This window comes from Carboxylicivirga litoralis, from assembly GCF_025499605.1.
Taxonomy (GTDB): domain Bacteria; phylum Bacteroidota; class Bacteroidia; order Bacteroidales; family Marinilabiliaceae; genus Carboxylicivirga; species Carboxylicivirga litoralis.
Map to the genome: position 1 here is coordinate 139,856 of NZ_JAFMVC010000004.1, position 18,525 is coordinate 158,380.

The window sequence follows — 18,525 nt, forward strand, 5'->3', positions numbered from 1 at the left end:
TAGGTGCTAAGTTTTTTCAATATACAATTGATTTCTTATACGTAATGCATTTTAATCCATGGTGATAAACCTTTTTGCTAATATAGTGTTTAAAACTAAAACCTGTAGCGTTAAACAAATGAGGCAATTATTCTTTCTTTTATTCATCCTTTTAAGTAGTACGAATATTTATGCTCAAACAGGTAGTTTAAAAGGTTTGGTTAAAGATGCTTATACTAATCGCCCCATTCCATTTGTTAATGTCATTGTTTATGAGTCGACAATTGGGACCATCACCGATACTCTTGGTCGTTTTGAACTGAAGGATGTGAAAGCTGGTTTTGTGCGTTTGCAATTATCATCTATAGGTTACCAATCAAAGGTGAGCGAAGAATTGAATGTATCGCATGTACGATCCAACTACATTGAAATAACCCTTGAGGCTGTATCTGAAAATCTGGATGAGGTACAGATAACCGCTTCACCATATGTTGTTAAAGCAGAAGCTCCGGTGTCTTTACGGCGAATTGGGATTGACCAAATTGAGAAAAGTGCAGGTGCTAATCGCGATATTTCTAAAGTACTGCAGTCGTTTCCCGGTGTTGGTAGTGCCAGTAGTTTTCGCAACGATTTATTTGTGCGTGGTGGTGGTCCATCAGAAAATCGTTTTTTTATCGATGGCATTGAAATACCGAATTTAAATCATTTTACTACTCAAGGAGCGTCTGGCGGTCCGGTCGGTATTTTAAATGTTGATTTCATTCGGGAAGTTGATTTTTATTCCAGTGCTTTCCCGGTTTCTAAGGGTAATGCTCTTAGTTCGGTTTTTGAATTTAAGCAGATTGATGTGCGCGAGGATAAACCGCATTTTAAAGGTTCAGTTGGTGCGTCAGAGTTATCTTTAACTACAACAGCTCCGATAAGCGAAAAAACAGGGATGATTGCTTCTGTTCGACGTTCTTATTTACAGTTTCTATTCGATGCGTTAGGCTTACCTTTTTTGCCAACTTTTACCGATTTTCAATTTAAGACACGAACGCGAATTGATGATAAAAATGAAATCATATTTTTGGGTGTAGGCGCTATTGATAAGTTTAAATTAAATAGAAATGCCGAACCAACAGAAGAGAACAACTATATTTTAAATTACCTACCTGTTAATAATCAATGGAATTATACCGTTGGAGCTGTTTATAAGCATTACCTGGAGCGAAGTTATTTGTCGTTTTATATAAGTCGTAATCATTTAAACAACAAGGCATACAAGTACCAGGAAAATATTGAGATGCCAGAAAACCTTCTAACCGATTATTCTTCAGATGAAATAGAAAATAAATTCAGGGTTGAATACACTGCACGACCTAATGATTTCACCATTAATGTTGGATTTGGAACGCAGTATGTTCAGTATTTTAACGATACTTATTACAAGGTTTTTGAGGATGATCAGCCATCTGTGATTGACTATTCGTCAGAATTGACTTTTGTAAAATGGTCAGTTTTTGGTTCGGTTTCTCATCCTTTTATTAATAATCGTTTGACGTTTTCGGCTGGCATTCGATTGGATGCGAATAGCTACTCTGCGGAGATGAATCGTTTGTGGGAGCAGTTTAGCCCGCGTATTGCAGCTTCGTATATGTTATTGCCCGATGTGTATTTGAATATGAATGTTGGGCGTTACTATCAGCATCCGGCCTATACAACAATGGGCTATCGAAATAGTGATGGCGAATTGTTGAATAAAAGTAATGGACTTTCTTATCTTAAATCAGACCATTGGGTGGGCGGGATTGAATATCGTCCTAATAAACTTACACGTTTAACTTTAGAAGGATTTTATAAAAGGTATGATGCTTATCCGTTCTCCGTTAAAGATTCAATATCAATGGCTAGTAAGGGGGGGGATTTTGGTATTTTTGGTGATGAGGAAGTAACATCTTCATCAAAAGGAAAAGCCTATGGTGTAGAATTGATGATACGAACCCGTACTAATAATGGTTTTAGCATGATTACAGCCTATACTTATGTACGAAGTGAGTTTACCGATTGGCAAAATAAATATGTGCCATCGTCGTGGGATAGTAAGCACTTGTTTACGTTTACAGGTAACAAAGCTTTGGGAAAAAACTGGGATATTGGTGTTAAATGGCGCTACGTTGGCGGTTTGCCTTATACACCTTACGATTACGATAAGTCATCATTGGTGCAGGCCTGGGATGCACAAAACCGTCAATACCTCGATTATTCAAAGTTTAATACCCAACGACTAGCCAGTTTTCATCAGTTGGATTTACGAATTGATAAAACCTGGTACCTGAAAGAAATGACACTGGGTTTTTACATTGATATTCAGAACCTGTATAATCAAAAGTCAGAAGATGCCCCCGAGCTAATACAGGTATTGGACGACAATAACCAACCAATTATTATAAACCCGGATGCTCCAACAGAACAGCAGCGCTACGCATTAAAAGAGTTGACCACCACTTCGGGCACTATTTTACCAACCATTGGTTTAATGATTGAATTTTAATTGATGGAAATTAGGAGATTGAAAACATTCAAATGAATGTTTTTTCTTAGCTTTATATGTTGACACCTGAATAGCAATAAAACTTTAGTTTGAGCACAGCAATTTGCATATTTGTTTTATGTTGCTGGCAGTTAATTGATTTAGTCAGAAAGGAATTAAATGAACCTACCTGCATCATTTAAATATATACTATTCTTCGTTTTTACTTTTGCCGTTTGTTTCAGTAGCGCAGCCCAGAAAAGACGCATTGGAGATTTGTTTAATGTCAATAAAGAACAAAATGAAATGCTACAGGGTAAGCGCGTAATACTAACCAATCAAGAACGTGAGTGGGTAGAAATACATAATGGAGCAATTCGCTTAGCTCCAGATCCAGCATTTGCACCCTTTGAGTTTTTTGATGAAGAAGGTAACTATTCAGGTATTGGTGCTGATTACATTGCGTTGCTGCAAGATAAAACAGGCCTTGAGTTTTCTATTGTGCAATACAAAGACTGGAATACCATTGTGGAAGAAGCTAAAAAGGGCAATGTGGATGTCTTTGGTGTGGCTACGCCATCCGTTGAACGGGAAGAATATATGCTGTTTACTAAACCACACTTAACAATGAAAGCGGTAATAGTAACCCAATCTGGCGTTTCAGGCGAATTAACTCTGGATGATCTAAAAGGTATGAATGTGTGTGTGGTTGAAGGTTATGTGTGGCAGGAGATGTTGGAAAATGATTATCCAGATATTCATTTTGATTTTGTGTCAAATTCAGTTGTCGGACTTCGTAAGGTGTCATTGGGAGTAGCCGATGCAATGGTGGTGAGTATGTCACTGGCATCCTACTATATTGACAAAGAAGTGTATTCTAACCTTTGGATAGCGGGGGAAGCAGAGTATTATGTCGAAATGGCTATAGCCGTCAGGAGAGATTGGCCAGAACTGTTGAGTATTCTTAATAAAGGTTTAGATGCAATTAGCCGAAATGAAGAGCTGGCAATAAAAAATAAATGGCTTTTTCATCGTGAGGTAAAACTTCTGGAAAGTAGGCAGTTCTGGTTGTTGGCTCTTTATGTCACATCAGGTTTGCTATTAATTGCCTTAACCATGTGGACATTTAATAGACGTTTGAAACGTATTGTTAATGAGAAAACTGCAGCACTTAAAAAAGAAAAAGAGCAGCTGCGCATAACGAATGATAAACTATTGCAGGCTGTAGAGAAAGCATCAGAAAGTGACCGGCTGACTAAATCGTTTTTAGCAAATATCAGTCATGAAATCAGAACGCCCATGAACAGTATCATGGGTTTTGCGCAACTGATTGAAATCGATCAGGCTACAGAGGTTGAGCGCAGGCATTATGCTAACTTAATGGTAAAAGGAGGGCAGCAATTATTAACAATTCTTGATAATATTATTGATTTATCGAAAATGGATTCGGGACTCACTAAAGCATGGGTTCAAAAAGTAAATGTAGGTCAGTTGGTTAAAGAAACTTGCGAATTAATGCAGCCCATTGCAAAAAAAGCAGGCTTGGATTTGCATTATTCGATCTACGATAGTGAGGGCTTAGAAAGGGTAAAAACAGATCCTATTTTACTGCAGCAGGTTATTAATAATATATTGACCAATGCTATCAAATATACACATGAAGGAGAGGTCTCGATAAGTGCTAAATTAGTTGGTAAGAAGGTGCGTATTGAAGTAGCAGATACAGGAATTGGAGTGCCTAAGGAGTTTAATGAAGGAATCTTTGAACCTTTCCAACAAGTGAAGCACCGATCGGTTATTGAAAGTGGTGCCGGACTGGGTTTAGCCATTGCTAAGCGAATAATGGATGTTATTAACGGAAAAATTTGGGTCGAGGAAAACCAACCTCAAGGTTCTGTTTTTATTATTCTATTTCCAGTTAGGTTGAAAAAATAAGAAAATTCACTTCTCATACCTGAAAAATAAGTTTGAATAATTAATAACGCCCCATCAGGTTATTTTGCCACTAAGATTTTATCTTCGCATAAAAGCATTCGTTATGGATATAGTGATAATTGGTTCGGGAAACGTAGCTACACATTTGGCAAAGGCATTGTATGCAGCGAAGCATTCAATAAGACAGATTTATAGCAGAAATGTTGATAATGCAAAAGTACTTGCTGATGTGGTAGAGGCAGAACCTGTGTGTGCTGTTCAACAAATAGACACCGGAGCCGATCTATATTTCATATCTGTTAAAGATGATGTAATATCAGAACTAGTTAGTCATATGCCAGATGTTAATGGTATTGTAGTGCATACGGCAGGCAGTGTTTCGATGACTGTATTATCCCGTTTTAAAAACCATGGGGTTTTTTATCCTTTTCAAACATTTACAAAGGAAACAGAGGTCGATTTTTCTGCTATTCCTGTATTAGTTGAAAGTAATTCAGAAAGTAATACGACGACCCTTTTAAACACTGGGAAGCAGTTAAGTAATAAAGTGATGAAGGCCGGTTCGGAACAGAGGCGGGACTTGCATATTGCAGCTGTTTATGCCTGCAACTTTGTTAATTACATGTATCATTTGGCAGATGACGTGCTTAAGAAAAGTAATTTGTCATTTGAATTGTTACATCCATTGATTTTAGAAACGGCCACGAAAGTTCAAAAGGCTTCACCAGTTAAAGCCCAAACAGGGCCTGCAGCGCGAAAGGACTACCAGGTAATTGAAAAACATTTAGAAACACTTAAGGCCGATGCAGAGTTACATGACGTCTACAATATGTTGACCAATAATATTATTGGACGAGTTAAGTAAAATGTTTACAGATTGTTTGCCAATATATCTGCAATGTGTATCGTTTTTATAGGCAGCTTTTGTTCGTTGATATAGCTTTGAATATTCATTAGGCACGATGCTTCGGTAGATACGATAAATTCGGCTCCTGTGGATAACGCATTTTCAACTTTCTGCTCAGTCATAGCTGTTGAAATGGGTGCGTATTTTAGCATAAAAGTTCCACCAAAACCACAACAGTCATCTCTTTTAGGCATTTCAACAAGCTCTAAACCACTAACATTTCTTAACAACTGACGCGGTTCCTCTTTTAGTCCATATTCACGCAGCGCTGAGCAGGCATCGTGGTAAGTTATTTTATGCGGAAAGGCAGCCCCAAAGTCGGTAATGCCAATTTGATTAACCAGGAAATCGGTTAATTCAAATGTGTTTTGTTTAAGCCGTTCCGCCTTTTTACTATCAACCAGTTGGCTATAGTGTTTTCTGATGTAGCCAGCACATGATGCGGATGGTGTTACGATTGGCCGGTCGTGAGGAAAGTCGTTGATAAACTTCTGTGCTAATTTTTTAGAATGAGATATATCTCCGCTATTAAAAAGAGGTTGCCCACAACAAGTTTGTTTAGGGTTATAGTTGACCTTACATCCTGCTTTTTCCAATAATTTAATCGAATTCCAGGCAGTATCAGGATATAACTGATCGATGAAACATGGCACAAATAAATCAACAATCATTCAAAGTTATTTTATTAGAATTTAAAGGTAAAAATACTCACTTAATGGATGTTAACAAATGGCAATTAAATGTAAAAACGACACTTTGGCATAATAAATGATTTAAGCATCTGGAAATTAATCAAATATTAAACCGCACCTTTTGTAACTGTATACGAAATTTTTCGTTGTACAGCGTAGGGTGAAAAAATAGGAATGATGAAAAGATACATTGAACAATTGATAGAAGACTTGCAAGAAATCAGGTCAAAATCAACTCAAAATCTATCGTTATTTTTTAAAGTTCCTGAGATGCAAGACTATGATTTGTACAATGATGAAGAGCATGAGGGAATTAAAGTGACCGATTTGATTGGAATGGAGAAGTTTTTCTTTCCAAATGTAGATTATTTAACTGATGCAGAAGCCGAAGTGATTGTTGTGGAATTTGAGAATGTATTCAATGCTTATGGTTTAAACCCTATTTTTGAAGACTGTGTAACGGCCAGAATTAAGTATGGACATTTACGACATGCTTTAAATCACCAGGTTTTTCCGGTTGAGAATCAAATGGTGGATATTGAAATGTGTGATTACCTGCCACAATACTGCCCCATGCACGAGCTGTGTAGCAACTACAATGCACAAAACGTGTGTTGCGAATTAAGAAGGAGAGCTTAAGAAGATAAATTTGTTTTAGGTTATTATTGATCCCTCTCGGCAATGTCGGGAGGGATTTTTTGTTTTATTGAATAATAAATAAGGGTTTTTATTGTTTAATATTTTGCGAACTTGTTATTTTCGCATATTAGTACATAACCTAATTTAACTCGATATTTTATGAGAATCATTCAGATCGCATTTGCGATTATTTCAACATTTCTTCTGAATTCAACATTAGCCTACTCGCAAGTAACAGAACAAACCACAAAAGACCATGTTTATTACCTGTCGTCCGAAGCGTTAAATGGGCGCATAGCCGGAACCGAAGAAGGGCGTTTGGCTGCTGAATATATAGCTAATGAATTTAGTTCTGTTGGATTATCCTTTTTTTCAGATTCATGTGCCTATTATCAGGATTTTACACGGAGTCGAAAAATTGGTAGTGCATCAACTTTAGTGCTGGGAAACGATACTATTGGCGTAACACACCTGAATAAAATGTGTCATTACACCGAGAAGGCCTCGATAAGGTTTATTAGACCGGAAGAACAAAGTGATGCTATAGGAGCAGACTCAACTTCATTTATCGTGTTTTATACCGAATCGTTTGATAAAGGTATTCAGAAGATAAAAACGCATTATAATTTAAATGGGGGCGATAATGGATACATGCTGTTAATGCCTGATAAGAAACGACAAAAAGGTTTTCGTATCAGCCTGGAGAGTCTTAAAAAAGCAGATGATGCCTATGAAGTATTTGTTTTGACCAATTATCTGCATTTTGCCCTTAATAAGGAGGCTTGCGATGATTATCTGAAAGAGGTTGAGCACCTGAATATATTAGTGGCTAATGAGAAAAGGTTTGCCGATTTAAAACAAAGCAGTGCTGCCCAAGACAAAAGATTCGATTTTTCTGAAAAACCAGATTCATTTGTAGTAAAGAACTATCGCAATGTAATTGCTAAGATAGAGGGGACGAAAGCCGATAAACCAGCCATCGTATTTTGCGCTCACTACGACCACGTAGATTCTCTCTATTCGAGGCGAACAAAGGGAGTGGCTGCAACAGATTATTTTCCGGGAGCTGATGATAATGCTTCAGGAACAGCGGCGGTTGTTGAAGTGGCAAAGAGTTTGAAAAAAGCCAATTTTCAGCCGGAACAAACCATTTACTTCTGCCTGTTTGATGCTGAGGAAAAAGGACTGTATGGATCACGATATTTTGCTAAAACCCTTGAGCAGGATGTAGAGTTGGTAATTAATATGGATATGATTGGTCGCAATAAACGAGACCGTAAACGCTGTGATAATATCGTTTTTGCTAAAGCACAAGGAGATTTTGGTAAGGCGTTTACAAAGGGGTTTGATAAATATTGCCGCGAGAATTCAAAGTCGCTAAAGATACGTCGCTACGATATGGAGCTAATGCTTTTGTTAATGGGCTATCCCTCCGACCAGGCGAGTTTCAGACCAGACACGGATACTTCAGTTTTCTACACTGGTTTGCATAAAGATTATCATACACATAATGATACGCCTGATAAAATTAATTATAAGAAGCTTACTGAATACATCAATATGATGAGCGGATATTTAATGGAGTTCTGAGCAGGTGTAATAAATTAAAGAAACAGCAAGCCACGATGCTATCAAGGAGGAAATTCGTTGTTAGTATCGTGGCTTTTGTATTTAAATATCAAGCTTACTTTTTTTCAGGCACAAATTTTAGTGAAATAGAATTAACACAGTGGCGAGTGTTTTTATTGGTAAAACCTTCACCAATGAACACATGCCCAAGATGCCCATTGCAACGGGCACAAACTATCTCTGTCCTGCGACCATCAATGTCAGGGACACGTTTAACAGCACCCTCAATTTCATCATCAAAACTGGGCCAGCCACAGTTGGAAGCAAACTTATCATCCGACTTGTAAAGCGGGGCATCGCATTGCTTACATACATATGTGCCTTTTTCTTTATGTTTATTATACTCGCCCGTAAAAGGGTATTCGGTGCCCTTATTTATAATCACACGTTTTTCTTCCTCTGTTAAAGGGTTGAGTATGATTTTGCTTGTGTCTTGAGCCATGATGTTATTGCTAATAATTACGATGAATAATGTTATAAGTTTTCTCATAACTTCGCATATTTTACATTGACTTATTTGATAAAATGGCATTAAGTTGAGCAATTGTCAAATTTACTTAACCTTGCTTACTTAAACTCATTTTAAATAGAGCAATTCTGAGTGATATTTGTTCATACTTGATTAGTAGCTTGGTTTTCGGTCGAATTCGATGTGATAGAGCTTATAATGCACAGTAAATGTGAAAAATAAGTGTTTTTTGTGGCCGTTAATTAATTAAAGGACTTACTATTTGTGTGTTGAACAAATGTTTGTAATTGGCAGTAATTCAGTACAGTGTAAATGACTTTGTTAATTGAACCGATTTTATATATTTGTCATCCGATAATAATTCTTTACCAAAAATTGAAGCAATGGGATTAAAAATTGTAGTTCTTGCGAAGCAAGTACCTGATACCCGAAATGTAGGCAAAGATGCCATGAAAGCTGATGGGACAGTGAATCGTGCGGCATTGCCGGCTATCTTCAATCCAGAGGATTTAAATGCCTTGGAGCAAGCTTTGAGATTGAAAGATAAGTACCCGGGTACAGAAGTAACTATTTTAACGATGGGACCGGGGCGTGCAGCCGATATCATTCGCGAAGGTTTATATAGAGGAGCTGATAATGGTTATTTATTAACAGATCGTGCTTTTGCCGGTTCTGATACACTAGCCACTTCTTATGCTATCTCATGTGCCATTAAGAAGATGGAAAAATGTGATTTAATCATCGCTGGTCGTCAGGCTATCGATGGTGATACCGCACAGGTGGGACCTCAGGTGGCCGAGAAGTTAGGGTTGCCACAGGTAACTTATGCTGAAGAAGTGCTTTCAGCTGATAAAAAGAAAATTGTTATAAAGCGTCGTTTAGAGCGCGGTGTTGAAACGGTTGAAATGCCTTTACCTGGCGTGATAACGGTTAACGCCAGTGCACCTGATTGTCGTCCACGTAACGCTAAGTTACTGATGAAATACAAGCATGCTCAGACTATTACAGAGCGTCAGGCAGAAACAGAAGACTATATCGACCTAACAGCCGATCGTCCTTATCTTAACATTGAAGAGTGGAGTGTTAATGATATTGAGACAGATACCAATTGGTTAGGTTTATCGGGTTCGCCAACTAAGGTTAAGAAAATCGAAAACGTTGTGTTTCAGGCTAAAGAGGCTAAGCGCCTAACGCCAGCCGACGAAGAGATTGACGAGTTAATGAAAGAATTAATTGCTAATCACACTATTGGTTAATAAAGCTGATGGCTAATAGCTATTAGCTAATAGCTTTTGTTTCACCAACCGGTTTGCCGGTAAAAAATCGAAAAAATGAACAACGTATTTGTTATTTGCGAAATAGATGAGGGAAAAGTAGCCGATGTGTCGTTAGAATTAATGACGAAAGGTCGTTCTCTTGCCAATCAATTAAATTGTAAGTTGGAGGCTTTAGTGTTAGGCCACAACTTAAAAGGAGTTGAAAAAGAATTGTATCCATACGGTGCTGATGTGGTTCACATTGGCGACGACGAGCGTTTGGATCCTTATACAACATTGCCACATACAAGTGTTATTGTTGACTTATTTGAAAAGGAGAAGCCACAGGTTGCTTTGTTAGGTGCTTCGACTTTTGGTCGTGACCTTGGCCCGCGTGTATCATCAGCTTTAGTGAGTGGTTTAACAGCTGATTGTACATCATTGGAGATTGGTCCACACGAAGACAAGAAAGCTGGTAAGACATACGAAAATTTATTGTACCAGATTCGTCCTGCTTTTGGTGGTAACATTGTAGCAACCATCATCAACCCTGATTGTCGTCCACAGATGGCAACAGTGCGTGAGGGTGTGATGAAAAAAGAAATCTACGATGCTAACTACAAAGGAAAAGTTAACAATATTGAGGTAGAGAAGATTCTAAAACCTGAAGATTTAGTGGTGAAGGTAATTGAGCGCCACATGGAAAAATCGAAGGTGAACATTAAAAACTCGTCTATCATCGTTGCCGGTGGTTATGGTGTAGGTTCAAAAGAGAACTTCGCTCAGTTAGAGGAGTTGGCACATGTGCTGGGTGGTGAAGTAGGTGCTTCGCGTGCTGCTGTTGATGCCGGTTATGCTGCGCATGAGCGTCAGATTGGTCAGACAGGTGTGACTGTTCGTCCTAAGTTGTACATCGCATGTGGTATCTCTGGTCAGATTCAGCACACCGCTGGTATGGAAGAGTCGTCTATGATCATTGCCATTAACAATGATCCGAATGCACCCATCAATAAAATTGCTGATTATGTTATCACTGGAGACATTGGCGAAGTGGTGCCTAAATTAATTAAGTTCTATAAGCAGAACACGAAGTAATGATTAATGTATAATTAAATTATTAATGATGAATGTATAATGATTAATTAATCTCTAATCATTGACAATTAATCATTAATATTTAACCATTAACAATTAATCATTAAAAATTAAATTATTGTTGGATCAGAATTCCGATGTTTCGGAACTCAAAATAAAAAACAAAATGGCAAATTTTTTCACAGACAACCCGGATTTGAAATTCCACCTGGAACATCCGTTGATGAAGAAGATTGTAGCTTTAAAAGAGCGCAATTTTGCTGATAAAGATAAATTCGATTATGCGCCCATGGACTTTGAAGATGCCATGGACAGCTATGATAAAGTATTGGAGATTGTAGGGGAGATTTGTGGTGATGTTGTTGCGCCTAATGCTGAAAGTGTAGACCAGGAAGGTCCGAAGATTGTAAATAACGAAGTGGTTTATGCCAAAGGAACTCAGGAAAACCTTGATGCTTTGGTAAAAGCTGGTTTGATGGGAATCACATTGCCTCGTCAATACGATGGTTTGAACTTCCCAATCGTACCTTACATTATGGCTGCTGATATTGTATCGCGTGCCGATGCTGGATTTGTGAACATATGGGGATTGCAGGATTGTGCTGAAACAATCAACGAATTCGCAGATGACGACCAGAAAGAGCGTTTCTTAACGCGTGTGTCGCACGGCGAAACAATGGCTATGGATTTAACTGAGCCGGATGCCGGTTCTGACCTTCAGGCCGTTCAGTTAAAAGCTGAACTGAAAGATGGTAAATGGGTATTAAACGGTGTGAAGCGTTTTATTACCAACGGTGACGGACACATTGCTTTAGTATTGGCTCGTTCTGAAGAAGGTACTAACGATGGTCGCGGTTTATCAATGTTTATTTACGACCGCAACCACAAATCAGTTATCGTTCGTCGTTTAGAGAACAAAATGGGTATCAAGGGTTCGCCTACATGTGAGTTGGTGTTCAAAGATGCACCTGCCGAGTTGGTTGGTAACCGCAAAATGGGATTAATCAAGTATGTGATGGCCTTGATGAACGGTGCCCGTTTAGGTATTGGTGCACAGTCGGTTGGAGTCTGCGAGGCTGCTTATCGCGAGGCATTAGAATATGCTAAGGAGCGTGAGCAGTTTGGTAAGCCTATTATTCAGTTCCCAGCAGTATACGAAATGTTGGCCACTATGAAGGCGAAGTTAGACGCTGGTCGTACTTTATTATACGAAACATCGCGCTACGTTGATATCTACAAAACATACATGCACATTTCGGAAGAGCGTAAGTTAGAGCCGGAAGAGCGCAAAGAGATGAAGCGTTACCAGAAATTGGCTGATTTCTTCACGCCACTGTTGAAGGGTATGACTTCGGAGTACAGTAACCAGTTGGCTTACGATGCAGTACAGATTCACGGTGGTTCAGGATTTATGAAGGATTATCCAGTTGAACGTATTTATCGTGATGCTCGTATTACCTCTATCTACGAAGGAACAACCCAGTTACAGGTAGTGGCGGCTATTCGCGGTGTAACAACAGGAGGATACCTTGATCGCATTCGTGAGTTCGAAATGATGGAATTAAAACCTGAGTTACACGCCTTACGTCGTACATTAATTGGCATGACGGATGAGTACGAGCGTGTTGTTAAAGCTGTTGTTGGTGTTAAAGACCTTGAGTATGTTGACTACCAGGCACGCCGTATGGTGGAAATGGCTGGTAACATTGTAATGGGTTACTTATTGTTACACGATACACAACGTAACGACAAGTTCAAAACATCGGCAGAGATTTTCATCGCACGTGGTAAAGCAGATAACCATGCCAAAGCTGGTTTTATCTTTAACTCGTCTATCGATGATTTAGGATTCTATAAGCCTGATTTAGCAGACGCTTAATAGCGATTAGATATACAAAAAAAGCGGCTGTTTCCAATGGAAACAGCCGCTTTTAATATCATTATTACCTATGGTTTTGCTTTTACAGTGATAGTGGTGATGGAGTATGAAATTTACCTTACCTCATTTCCCTCCTTATACTCCCAAAGTAAAGCATTTAACTCCTTCACTATTTCCGGGTATTGAGTGTAAAGGTTGTTTTGTTCCTCAATATCTTCTTCCATATTATAGAGTTGCTGCGGCAGTGCATCTTTATCGCATTTGTTTTCTGGCAATGACCAGCCGCCAGAACCCTTGGCATCAATTAGCTTCCATTTGCTCTTTCGGATTGCAAAAGTGCCGTTTGCCGAATGATGAATCATTATCCGGTCTTTGTCCAGCTTTGTTTTATCTCCTGTTAGAATGGATAAAAAAGAATAGCTGTCTTGTGCAGATGCGGGAACAGATTGGCCAGTTAATTCAGCACAAGTGGCCAGCAAATCAGTTGAGCAGATTAACTCATTACTTTGACAATTGGGAGCAATGTGTTCAGGCCATCTAATAATGAAAGGAATATGGTGGCCGCCTTCCCATATATCTGATTTCATTCCTCTAAATGGGCCGTTGGCCAGGTGATTGAATGTTTCAATATCTGATGGAATCCATTGAGAGCCGTTATCGGATGTGAAAATAACAATGGTATTATCCATTAGGCCTTGGTCTTTCAAGCTATGCATTATTTGTCCCACCACATCATCTGTCATAGCCACAAAATCGCCATAAACACCGGCCTCAGACTTCCCCTGGAACTCTTTAGAAGGAAACCATGGTGTATGTGGTGAGGTGAGGGGAAAATAAAGGAAGAATGGTTGTTCTTTATCTGCCGATTCAATAAAATTGATGGCTTTACGAGTGATGGTTTGTAATACGGTGGTATGGTCAAAATCGTCGGCAACATCACCACGACGGTACCATATGCCGCGTGCTTTGTTGTCTTTGAAGAATGGCGTTTCTTGCGTCACTGGAGCTGTTGCTATATCGTTTTCGAGGTACACGTAAGGTGCAATATCCAATGAGGCAGGAATAATAAAGGAATAATCGAAACCTACATCACAAGGGCCTCCACTGACAGGAGCCATGTAATCAACATTATCTGTGTGCTGAATATCCCATAGATTACCGCCATGAAACAACGGTTGCGTCACGTCTTTTTTTGACCAGTTAAGACCAAGATGCCATTTGCCTACGCAGGCCGTTTGGTAGTTGGCTTGTTTTAATAGGTGCGCCACAGTTGATATGCTATCTTCTATCAAGCCAGGCTCATGCCCAACCAGAACACCACTTTTCAGCCGGCTGCGAAAGCAATAGCGTCCTGTTAATGTGCCATAGCGCGTAGGCGTGCACAAAGCTGAGTTACTATGGGCATCACTAAACCTCATTCCTTCATTTATCAGGCGGTCGAGGTGGGGGGTTGGTATTTTACTGTCGGGATTTAAGCCTTTAATGTCGCCATAGCCCATGTCATCAGCCAGGATATAAACGATATTTGGGAGTTGTTCCGGTTCTTTATTTTGGCAACTGGTTAACAACACAGTAAGAATTAAAAATTGTAATACTTTAAAGTTCATCTCATTAGTTTTTTAATGAAGTAAAAGTATGCTAAAGTGTGTTTTTAATTGGGTGACGGATGTATTATAATGAGGGAATTTGTTAAAACAATCTGAATGTGACGAAGTGTAAGAGGTGTTCTGGGTTGGCAAGTTACCTTTCCGGGTTGGTTAAAGGGATTGATTATTCATTTGCATTGAATTATAGTTCGCTAAATTTTTCACTGGATGTAATGCTATTTTCATTGCTGCTTTCGATTAATGGAAAACTATTTGGACAGGTGAGCAGAGGCTTAAAATATATTTGTATTTTCGGCTTCAAATAAAATAAGTGATGAATCCTGAATTACTACAATTACTCACAACAATGCGCATGCCCTATGGTAAGTATAAGGGTCGAATTCTTTGTGATTTGCCTGAGCCTTATCTGGTTTGGTATCATAGCAAAGGCTTCCCGGATGGGAAACTAGGCATGCTGTTGCACACCTTGTATGAGATAAAATTAAATGGACTGGAGTATTTGCTAAAACCTTTGCGCAAATAAAAGCCCTGAACAAAATGAGATCAGGGCATAATATCCGATTAGTAAAAAGTTCTATTGTCCGAACTTATAACTTATTCCAAAGCCGAAGAGTTGTTTAAACTGCGTGCGTGGGCCGTGTTCGACCTGATCTTCATCAACATATTTAATGTCATCATCGTAAATGAGGTTAAATGAAGCCACGGCACTTAGATAATCATTTACTTTCATGTTAAAAGCCAGTTCCCAGTCTACATCTACATTTTGAGGTTTATTTCCAAGGTTGGAGAATAAATCTAAACGGGTATTAACATCTACATTTTTAATGATATTGGCTTTCTTGGCTGTCAGCTTAACCGAGGCACCAAATTCCTGACGGATTTTATCGCCTTCATCCACACCAAAAGCACCCGCTGTTGATAAAGAATCATCTAGTACAATAGTGTTTTTGTTGGTTAAAGGAGATAGATACAAAGAGAAATTATCGTTGGGTTTATAATCAAAACCCAATGACAGGTTGAGGTAACCCGGCGACATAAACTCTGATAATTTTACAGTATTTTCCGGAGGATCGTTATAACCTACATCATACTGGGTTTTAAAGTCAAGCAATCCGGTAAAAAACCATTTACTGCCATCGACCTGGTAACCCAGTTTCGAAGTGAAATACAGCTTATCCTCAGTCTTCACCATGTTATCGCTTCCCTGCTTGGTTAAACCATAACCCGTATCCAGGGTATTGTCCCAGTTGATTCGGTCTTTACTATAGTTAAAATACATATTTAGTAAAAATGTACCAGCTACAGAGTTTTTACCACCGGCAGCCCAGTTAGTTAAAGATACCTGGTTAAAAGTGAATGACGGAGTTCCGCCAATTTTCCAATGTTTAATGGTATCGTTGTCTGCTGTTTGTGCATTGGCCGCTATCGCCATTAAAATAAGACAGACACTTAAAATTTTCTTCATAATAAGGTTTCAAAAAAAGAAATGCTCCGCCGGAAAGCGGAGCCATGTATTGCGTTAATAATTATTTTTCGTTGTACATATGTACGTCTCGCTGTGGGAATGGAATTGTAACGCCTTGTTTGTCAAATTCTTTCTTTACAAATTCCATCATGTAGAAATATACCGTCCAGTAATCAGCTGTTTTTGACCAAACGCGAGTAACAAGGTTAATTGAACTATCGCCATGTTCCTTAACGGCAACGAAAATGGCAGGATCTTTAAAGATAAGTTCGTTTTTCTCGGCCACCGCTTTAATGATATCTCTTGCTTTATCAATATCATCATCGTAGCCAATACCAAAAACAAAGTCAACACGGCGGGTATCTTCTTTGGTATAATTTATCATGGCACCTGTCGAAAGCCCACCATTGGGGATGATAATAATTTTGTTATCCAGCGAATTAAGGATGGTATTAAAAATCTGAATTTCTTTTACGATACCAGCATGACCTTGTGCTTCAATATAGTCGCCCACTTTAAAGGGTTTTAGGATTAGTAGGATGACGCCACCGGCAAAGTTTTGCAGTGTACCTGATAGAGCCATACCAACCGCCAAACCAGCAGCACCAAGAATGGCAATAAAGGAAGTCATTTCGATGCCCATATAGGTAATAACACTAATAAATAGCATTACTTTTAAGGTAACAGAAGTAAGGCTTATGATGAAAGGCACCAATGTATCGTCAATTTTACGGGCGGTTAAAAGACGCTTGAAGCCTTTAACAATTTTGTTGATAATCCATAAACCAACAATGGCAATCAGTATTGCTATCAGTACTTTAACGCCGTTGGCAATAATCCAGTCGTAAATGGGTTGTAAGTCAAACCCTTCTAATCCTAATTCTTTCATAGTTTGTCAGTTAAGTTTAAATTAAATTAGTGGTTAAACACATTAGTACATTTAATGTTCTGACTAAGTTATGAATTGTTATAGTATTAAAATACCTTTTTACATTCTTAATGATTATTTTCGCGATTTAATTAAAAATGATGTTTAATCAAGATAATTGTAACGATTTGAAAATAAAGGTACCACAAGTGATTGAAGGTTTAATATTTGATATGGATGGAACGCTGGTTAACAGTACACCTGTTCATTATAAAGCTTGGTCAGAAGCTGTTAAACCGTTCGGTGTCGAATTCGATTATGCATTTTTTATTACGCTGACTGGACGTCCGGTAATTGAGTTGAGTAAAGACTTAATTAAGCGCTTTGGCTTGGACATTGCTCCTATTGAGCTTGTAAAAAATAAAGAGCAATTGGTGGAGAATAACCTGCATAATGTTGAATTGATTCAACCGGTTTATGAGGTGATAAAGCAATATAAAGGGCAATTGCCCATGGCTGTGGGTACAGGAGCCAGTCGTGAAAGGGCACAGTTCTTATTATCAACTGTGGGCATTATTGATGAGTTTGATATAATTGTTACCTCTGATGATGTGGATAATTACAAGCCACACCCCGAAACCTTTTTAAAAGCGGCTAAGAGCATGGGTGTTGAACCAGCCAACTGCCTTGTGCTGGAAGATGGACAGCTGGGTATTGAAGCTGCCAAGGAAGCGGGCATGCATGTTATTGATGTGAAACCTTTTTATGAGTAAACCAAGCGATGCCATCATTTGAGATAGACCTGATATTGTTATTTGACTACATTGGTACAATTGTGTTTGCCATTAGTGGTACATTAACGGCTGCCCAAAAACGCCTTGATATTTTTGGGGCTATTTTTATTGGGTTTGTGACCGCTATTGGAGGCGGAACAGTCCGAGATATTATGTTAGGTAATCTGCCCGTGTCATGGATTCAGACCTATGACTATTTCTTTCTTATTTTGGCTGGTGTGCTGATTACCATCATTTTTAAAAAGCTGGTTGTGAAGTTACGGAATACACTATTTCTGTTTGACACTATCGGGATTGGGGTGTTTACTGTGATTGGGCTGGAAAAGGCATTAGCTTTAGGTATTTCGGCGCCTATTGCGGTAATCATGGGATTATCTTCAGCGGTCGTGGGCGGTATAATACGTGACACTTTAACCAACGAGGTGCCGTTGATTTTTCACAAGGAGATTTACGCTACGGCTTGTATTACAGGGGCCATTGTCTTTTTAGCTCTTAATTATTTTGGAGTGCCTGAGGTGATATGCGAGACTGTTACCGTGTTGACTATTATTGGAATTCGCTTGTGGGCCGTGCGCTATAATATTACCATGCCCCATGTTTCGTTGAGTGAGAAGTAGGATAGGGTTTCCAGTTTTGGGTTTCGTGTTTTGAGTTTTGGGTTTCCGATTTCCTGTTTTGGGTTATTGGTTTTAGGAGGAATTCGTCTGCTTGTATTGAGCGCTTACCATTATTTTGCAGGGTGACCGGCTGGTTTTATAATGCACCCATCAAATTCAGCTTCGCGCCCATTAAATTCTGC

At 38.9% G+C, this 18,525-nt stretch carries 16 protein-coding genes; 11 read left to right on the forward strand and 5 right to left on the reverse strand.

Annotated elements, in window-relative coordinates; genetic code table 11:
* The first annotated feature begins 118 nt into the window (after window positions 1–118).
* From J1N10_RS05795 to J1N10_RS05805, 3 genes are all read left to right on the forward strand, one after another.
* On the forward strand, window positions 119–2,512 hold the full coding sequence (locus J1N10_RS05795) for a TonB-dependent receptor (protein WP_262325736.1): 2,394 nt from the start codon (window positions 119–121) through the stop codon (window positions 2,510–2,512).
* A gap of 159 nt (window positions 2,513–2,671) precedes the next feature.
* Window positions 2,672–4,426 (forward strand): ATP-binding protein, encoded by a 1,755-nt coding sequence (locus tag J1N10_RS05800; RefSeq protein WP_262325737.1) that lies wholly within the window; start codon window positions 2,672–2,674, stop codon window positions 4,424–4,426.
* Between the two features lie 103 nt (window positions 4,427–4,529).
* Window positions 4,530–5,291, forward strand: a complete 762-nt coding sequence (locus J1N10_RS05805) for a Rossmann-like and DUF2520 domain-containing protein (protein WP_262325738.1) — start codon at window positions 4,530–4,532, stop codon at window positions 5,289–5,291.
* A gap of 5 nt (window positions 5,292–5,296) precedes the next feature.
* Here the strand turns inward: J1N10_RS05805 and J1N10_RS05810 are convergent, their stop codons facing one another.
* On the reverse strand, window positions 5,297–6,004 hold the full coding sequence (locus J1N10_RS05810; RefSeq protein ID WP_262325739.1) for a (Fe-S)-binding protein: 708 nt from the start codon (window positions 6,002–6,004) through the stop codon (window positions 5,297–5,299).
* Window positions 6,005–6,199: 195 nt separating this feature from the next.
* Here J1N10_RS05810 and J1N10_RS05815 point away from each other — a divergent pair, with 195 nt between their 5' ends.
* Both J1N10_RS05815 and J1N10_RS05820 read left to right on the forward strand, forming a co-directional pair.
* Complete coding sequence (locus J1N10_RS05815) at window positions 6,200–6,664, forward strand: hypothetical protein (protein WP_262325740.1); 465 nt, start codon at window positions 6,200–6,202, stop codon at window positions 6,662–6,664.
* A 159-nt stretch (window positions 6,665–6,823) separates the two neighbouring features.
* Window positions 6,824–8,254: a M28 family metallopeptidase gene (locus J1N10_RS05820; protein ID WP_262325741.1), complete on the forward strand. Its 1,431-nt coding sequence runs from the start codon at window positions 6,824–6,826 to the stop codon at window positions 8,252–8,254.
* 94 nt (window positions 8,255–8,348) lie between these two features.
* On the opposite strand, the gene J1N10_RS05825 is transcribed toward J1N10_RS05820, so the two are convergent.
* Window positions 8,349–8,783, reverse strand: coding sequence for a methionine-R-sulfoxide reductase (locus tag J1N10_RS05825; RefSeq protein WP_262325742.1), 435 nt, complete (start codon window positions 8,781–8,783; stop codon window positions 8,349–8,351).
* Window positions 8,784–9,145: 362 nt separating this feature from the next.
* Here J1N10_RS05825 and J1N10_RS05830 point away from each other — a divergent pair, with 362 nt between their 5' ends.
* The 3 genes from J1N10_RS05830 (at window position 9,146) to J1N10_RS05840 (ending at window position 12,992) form a co-directional block, all read left to right on the forward strand.
* Window positions 9,146–10,018: an electron transfer flavoprotein subunit beta/FixA family protein gene (locus J1N10_RS05830; RefSeq protein WP_262325743.1), complete on the forward strand. Its 873-nt coding sequence runs from the start codon at window positions 9,146–9,148 to the stop codon at window positions 10,016–10,018.
* 75 nt (window positions 10,019–10,093) lie between these two features.
* Window positions 10,094–11,113 carry an electron transfer flavoprotein subunit alpha/FixB family protein gene (locus J1N10_RS05835; RefSeq protein WP_262325744.1) on the forward strand — a complete coding sequence of 340 codons (1,020 nt, stop codon included), beginning with the start codon at window positions 10,094–10,096 and terminating at the stop codon, window positions 11,111–11,113.
* A gap of 166 nt (window positions 11,114–11,279) precedes the next feature.
* Window positions 11,280–12,992, forward strand: coding sequence for an acyl-CoA dehydrogenase family protein (locus J1N10_RS05840; RefSeq protein WP_262325745.1), 1,713 nt, complete (start codon window positions 11,280–11,282; stop codon window positions 12,990–12,992).
* Between the two features lie 113 nt (window positions 12,993–13,105).
* On the opposite strand, the gene J1N10_RS05845 is transcribed toward J1N10_RS05840, so the two are convergent.
* The gene (locus J1N10_RS05845; protein WP_262325746.1) at window positions 13,106–14,599 is read right to left on the reverse strand and encodes a sulfatase family protein; all 1,494 of its coding nucleotides are present in this window, start codon (window positions 14,597–14,599) and stop codon (window positions 13,106–13,108) included.
* Window positions 14,600–14,912: 313 nt separating this feature from the next.
* Between J1N10_RS05845 and J1N10_RS05850 the strand changes: the two genes are divergently transcribed.
* Window positions 14,913–15,122, forward strand: a complete 210-nt coding sequence (locus tag J1N10_RS05850) for a DUF3820 family protein (RefSeq protein ID WP_262325747.1) — start codon at window positions 14,913–14,915, stop codon at window positions 15,120–15,122.
* A 51-nt stretch (window positions 15,123–15,173) separates the two neighbouring features.
* Here the strand turns inward: J1N10_RS05850 and J1N10_RS05855 are convergent, their stop codons facing one another.
* Both J1N10_RS05855 and J1N10_RS05860 read right to left on the reverse strand, forming a co-directional pair.
* Window positions 15,174–16,064 (reverse strand): DUF3078 domain-containing protein, encoded by an 891-nt coding sequence (locus J1N10_RS05855; RefSeq protein ID WP_262325748.1) that lies wholly within the window; start codon window positions 16,062–16,064, stop codon window positions 15,174–15,176.
* Window positions 16,065–16,125: 61 nt separating this feature from the next.
* Entirely contained in the window at window positions 16,126–16,953 is an 828-nt protein-coding gene (locus J1N10_RS05860; protein WP_262325749.1) for a mechanosensitive ion channel family protein, read from the reverse strand.
* Between the two features lie 137 nt (window positions 16,954–17,090).
* On the opposite strand from J1N10_RS05860, the gene J1N10_RS05865 reads away from it, so the two are divergent.
* On the forward strand, window positions 17,091–17,705 hold the full coding sequence (locus J1N10_RS05865) for an HAD family hydrolase (protein WP_262325750.1): 615 nt from the start codon (window positions 17,091–17,093) through the stop codon (window positions 17,703–17,705).
* Window positions 17,706–17,713: 8 nt separating this feature from the next.
* Window positions 17,714–18,343 carry a trimeric intracellular cation channel family protein gene (locus J1N10_RS05870; protein WP_262325751.1) on the forward strand — a complete coding sequence of 210 codons (630 nt, stop codon included), beginning with the start codon at window positions 17,714–17,716 and terminating at the stop codon, window positions 18,341–18,343.
* Window positions 18,344–18,525: the final 182 nt, after the last annotated feature.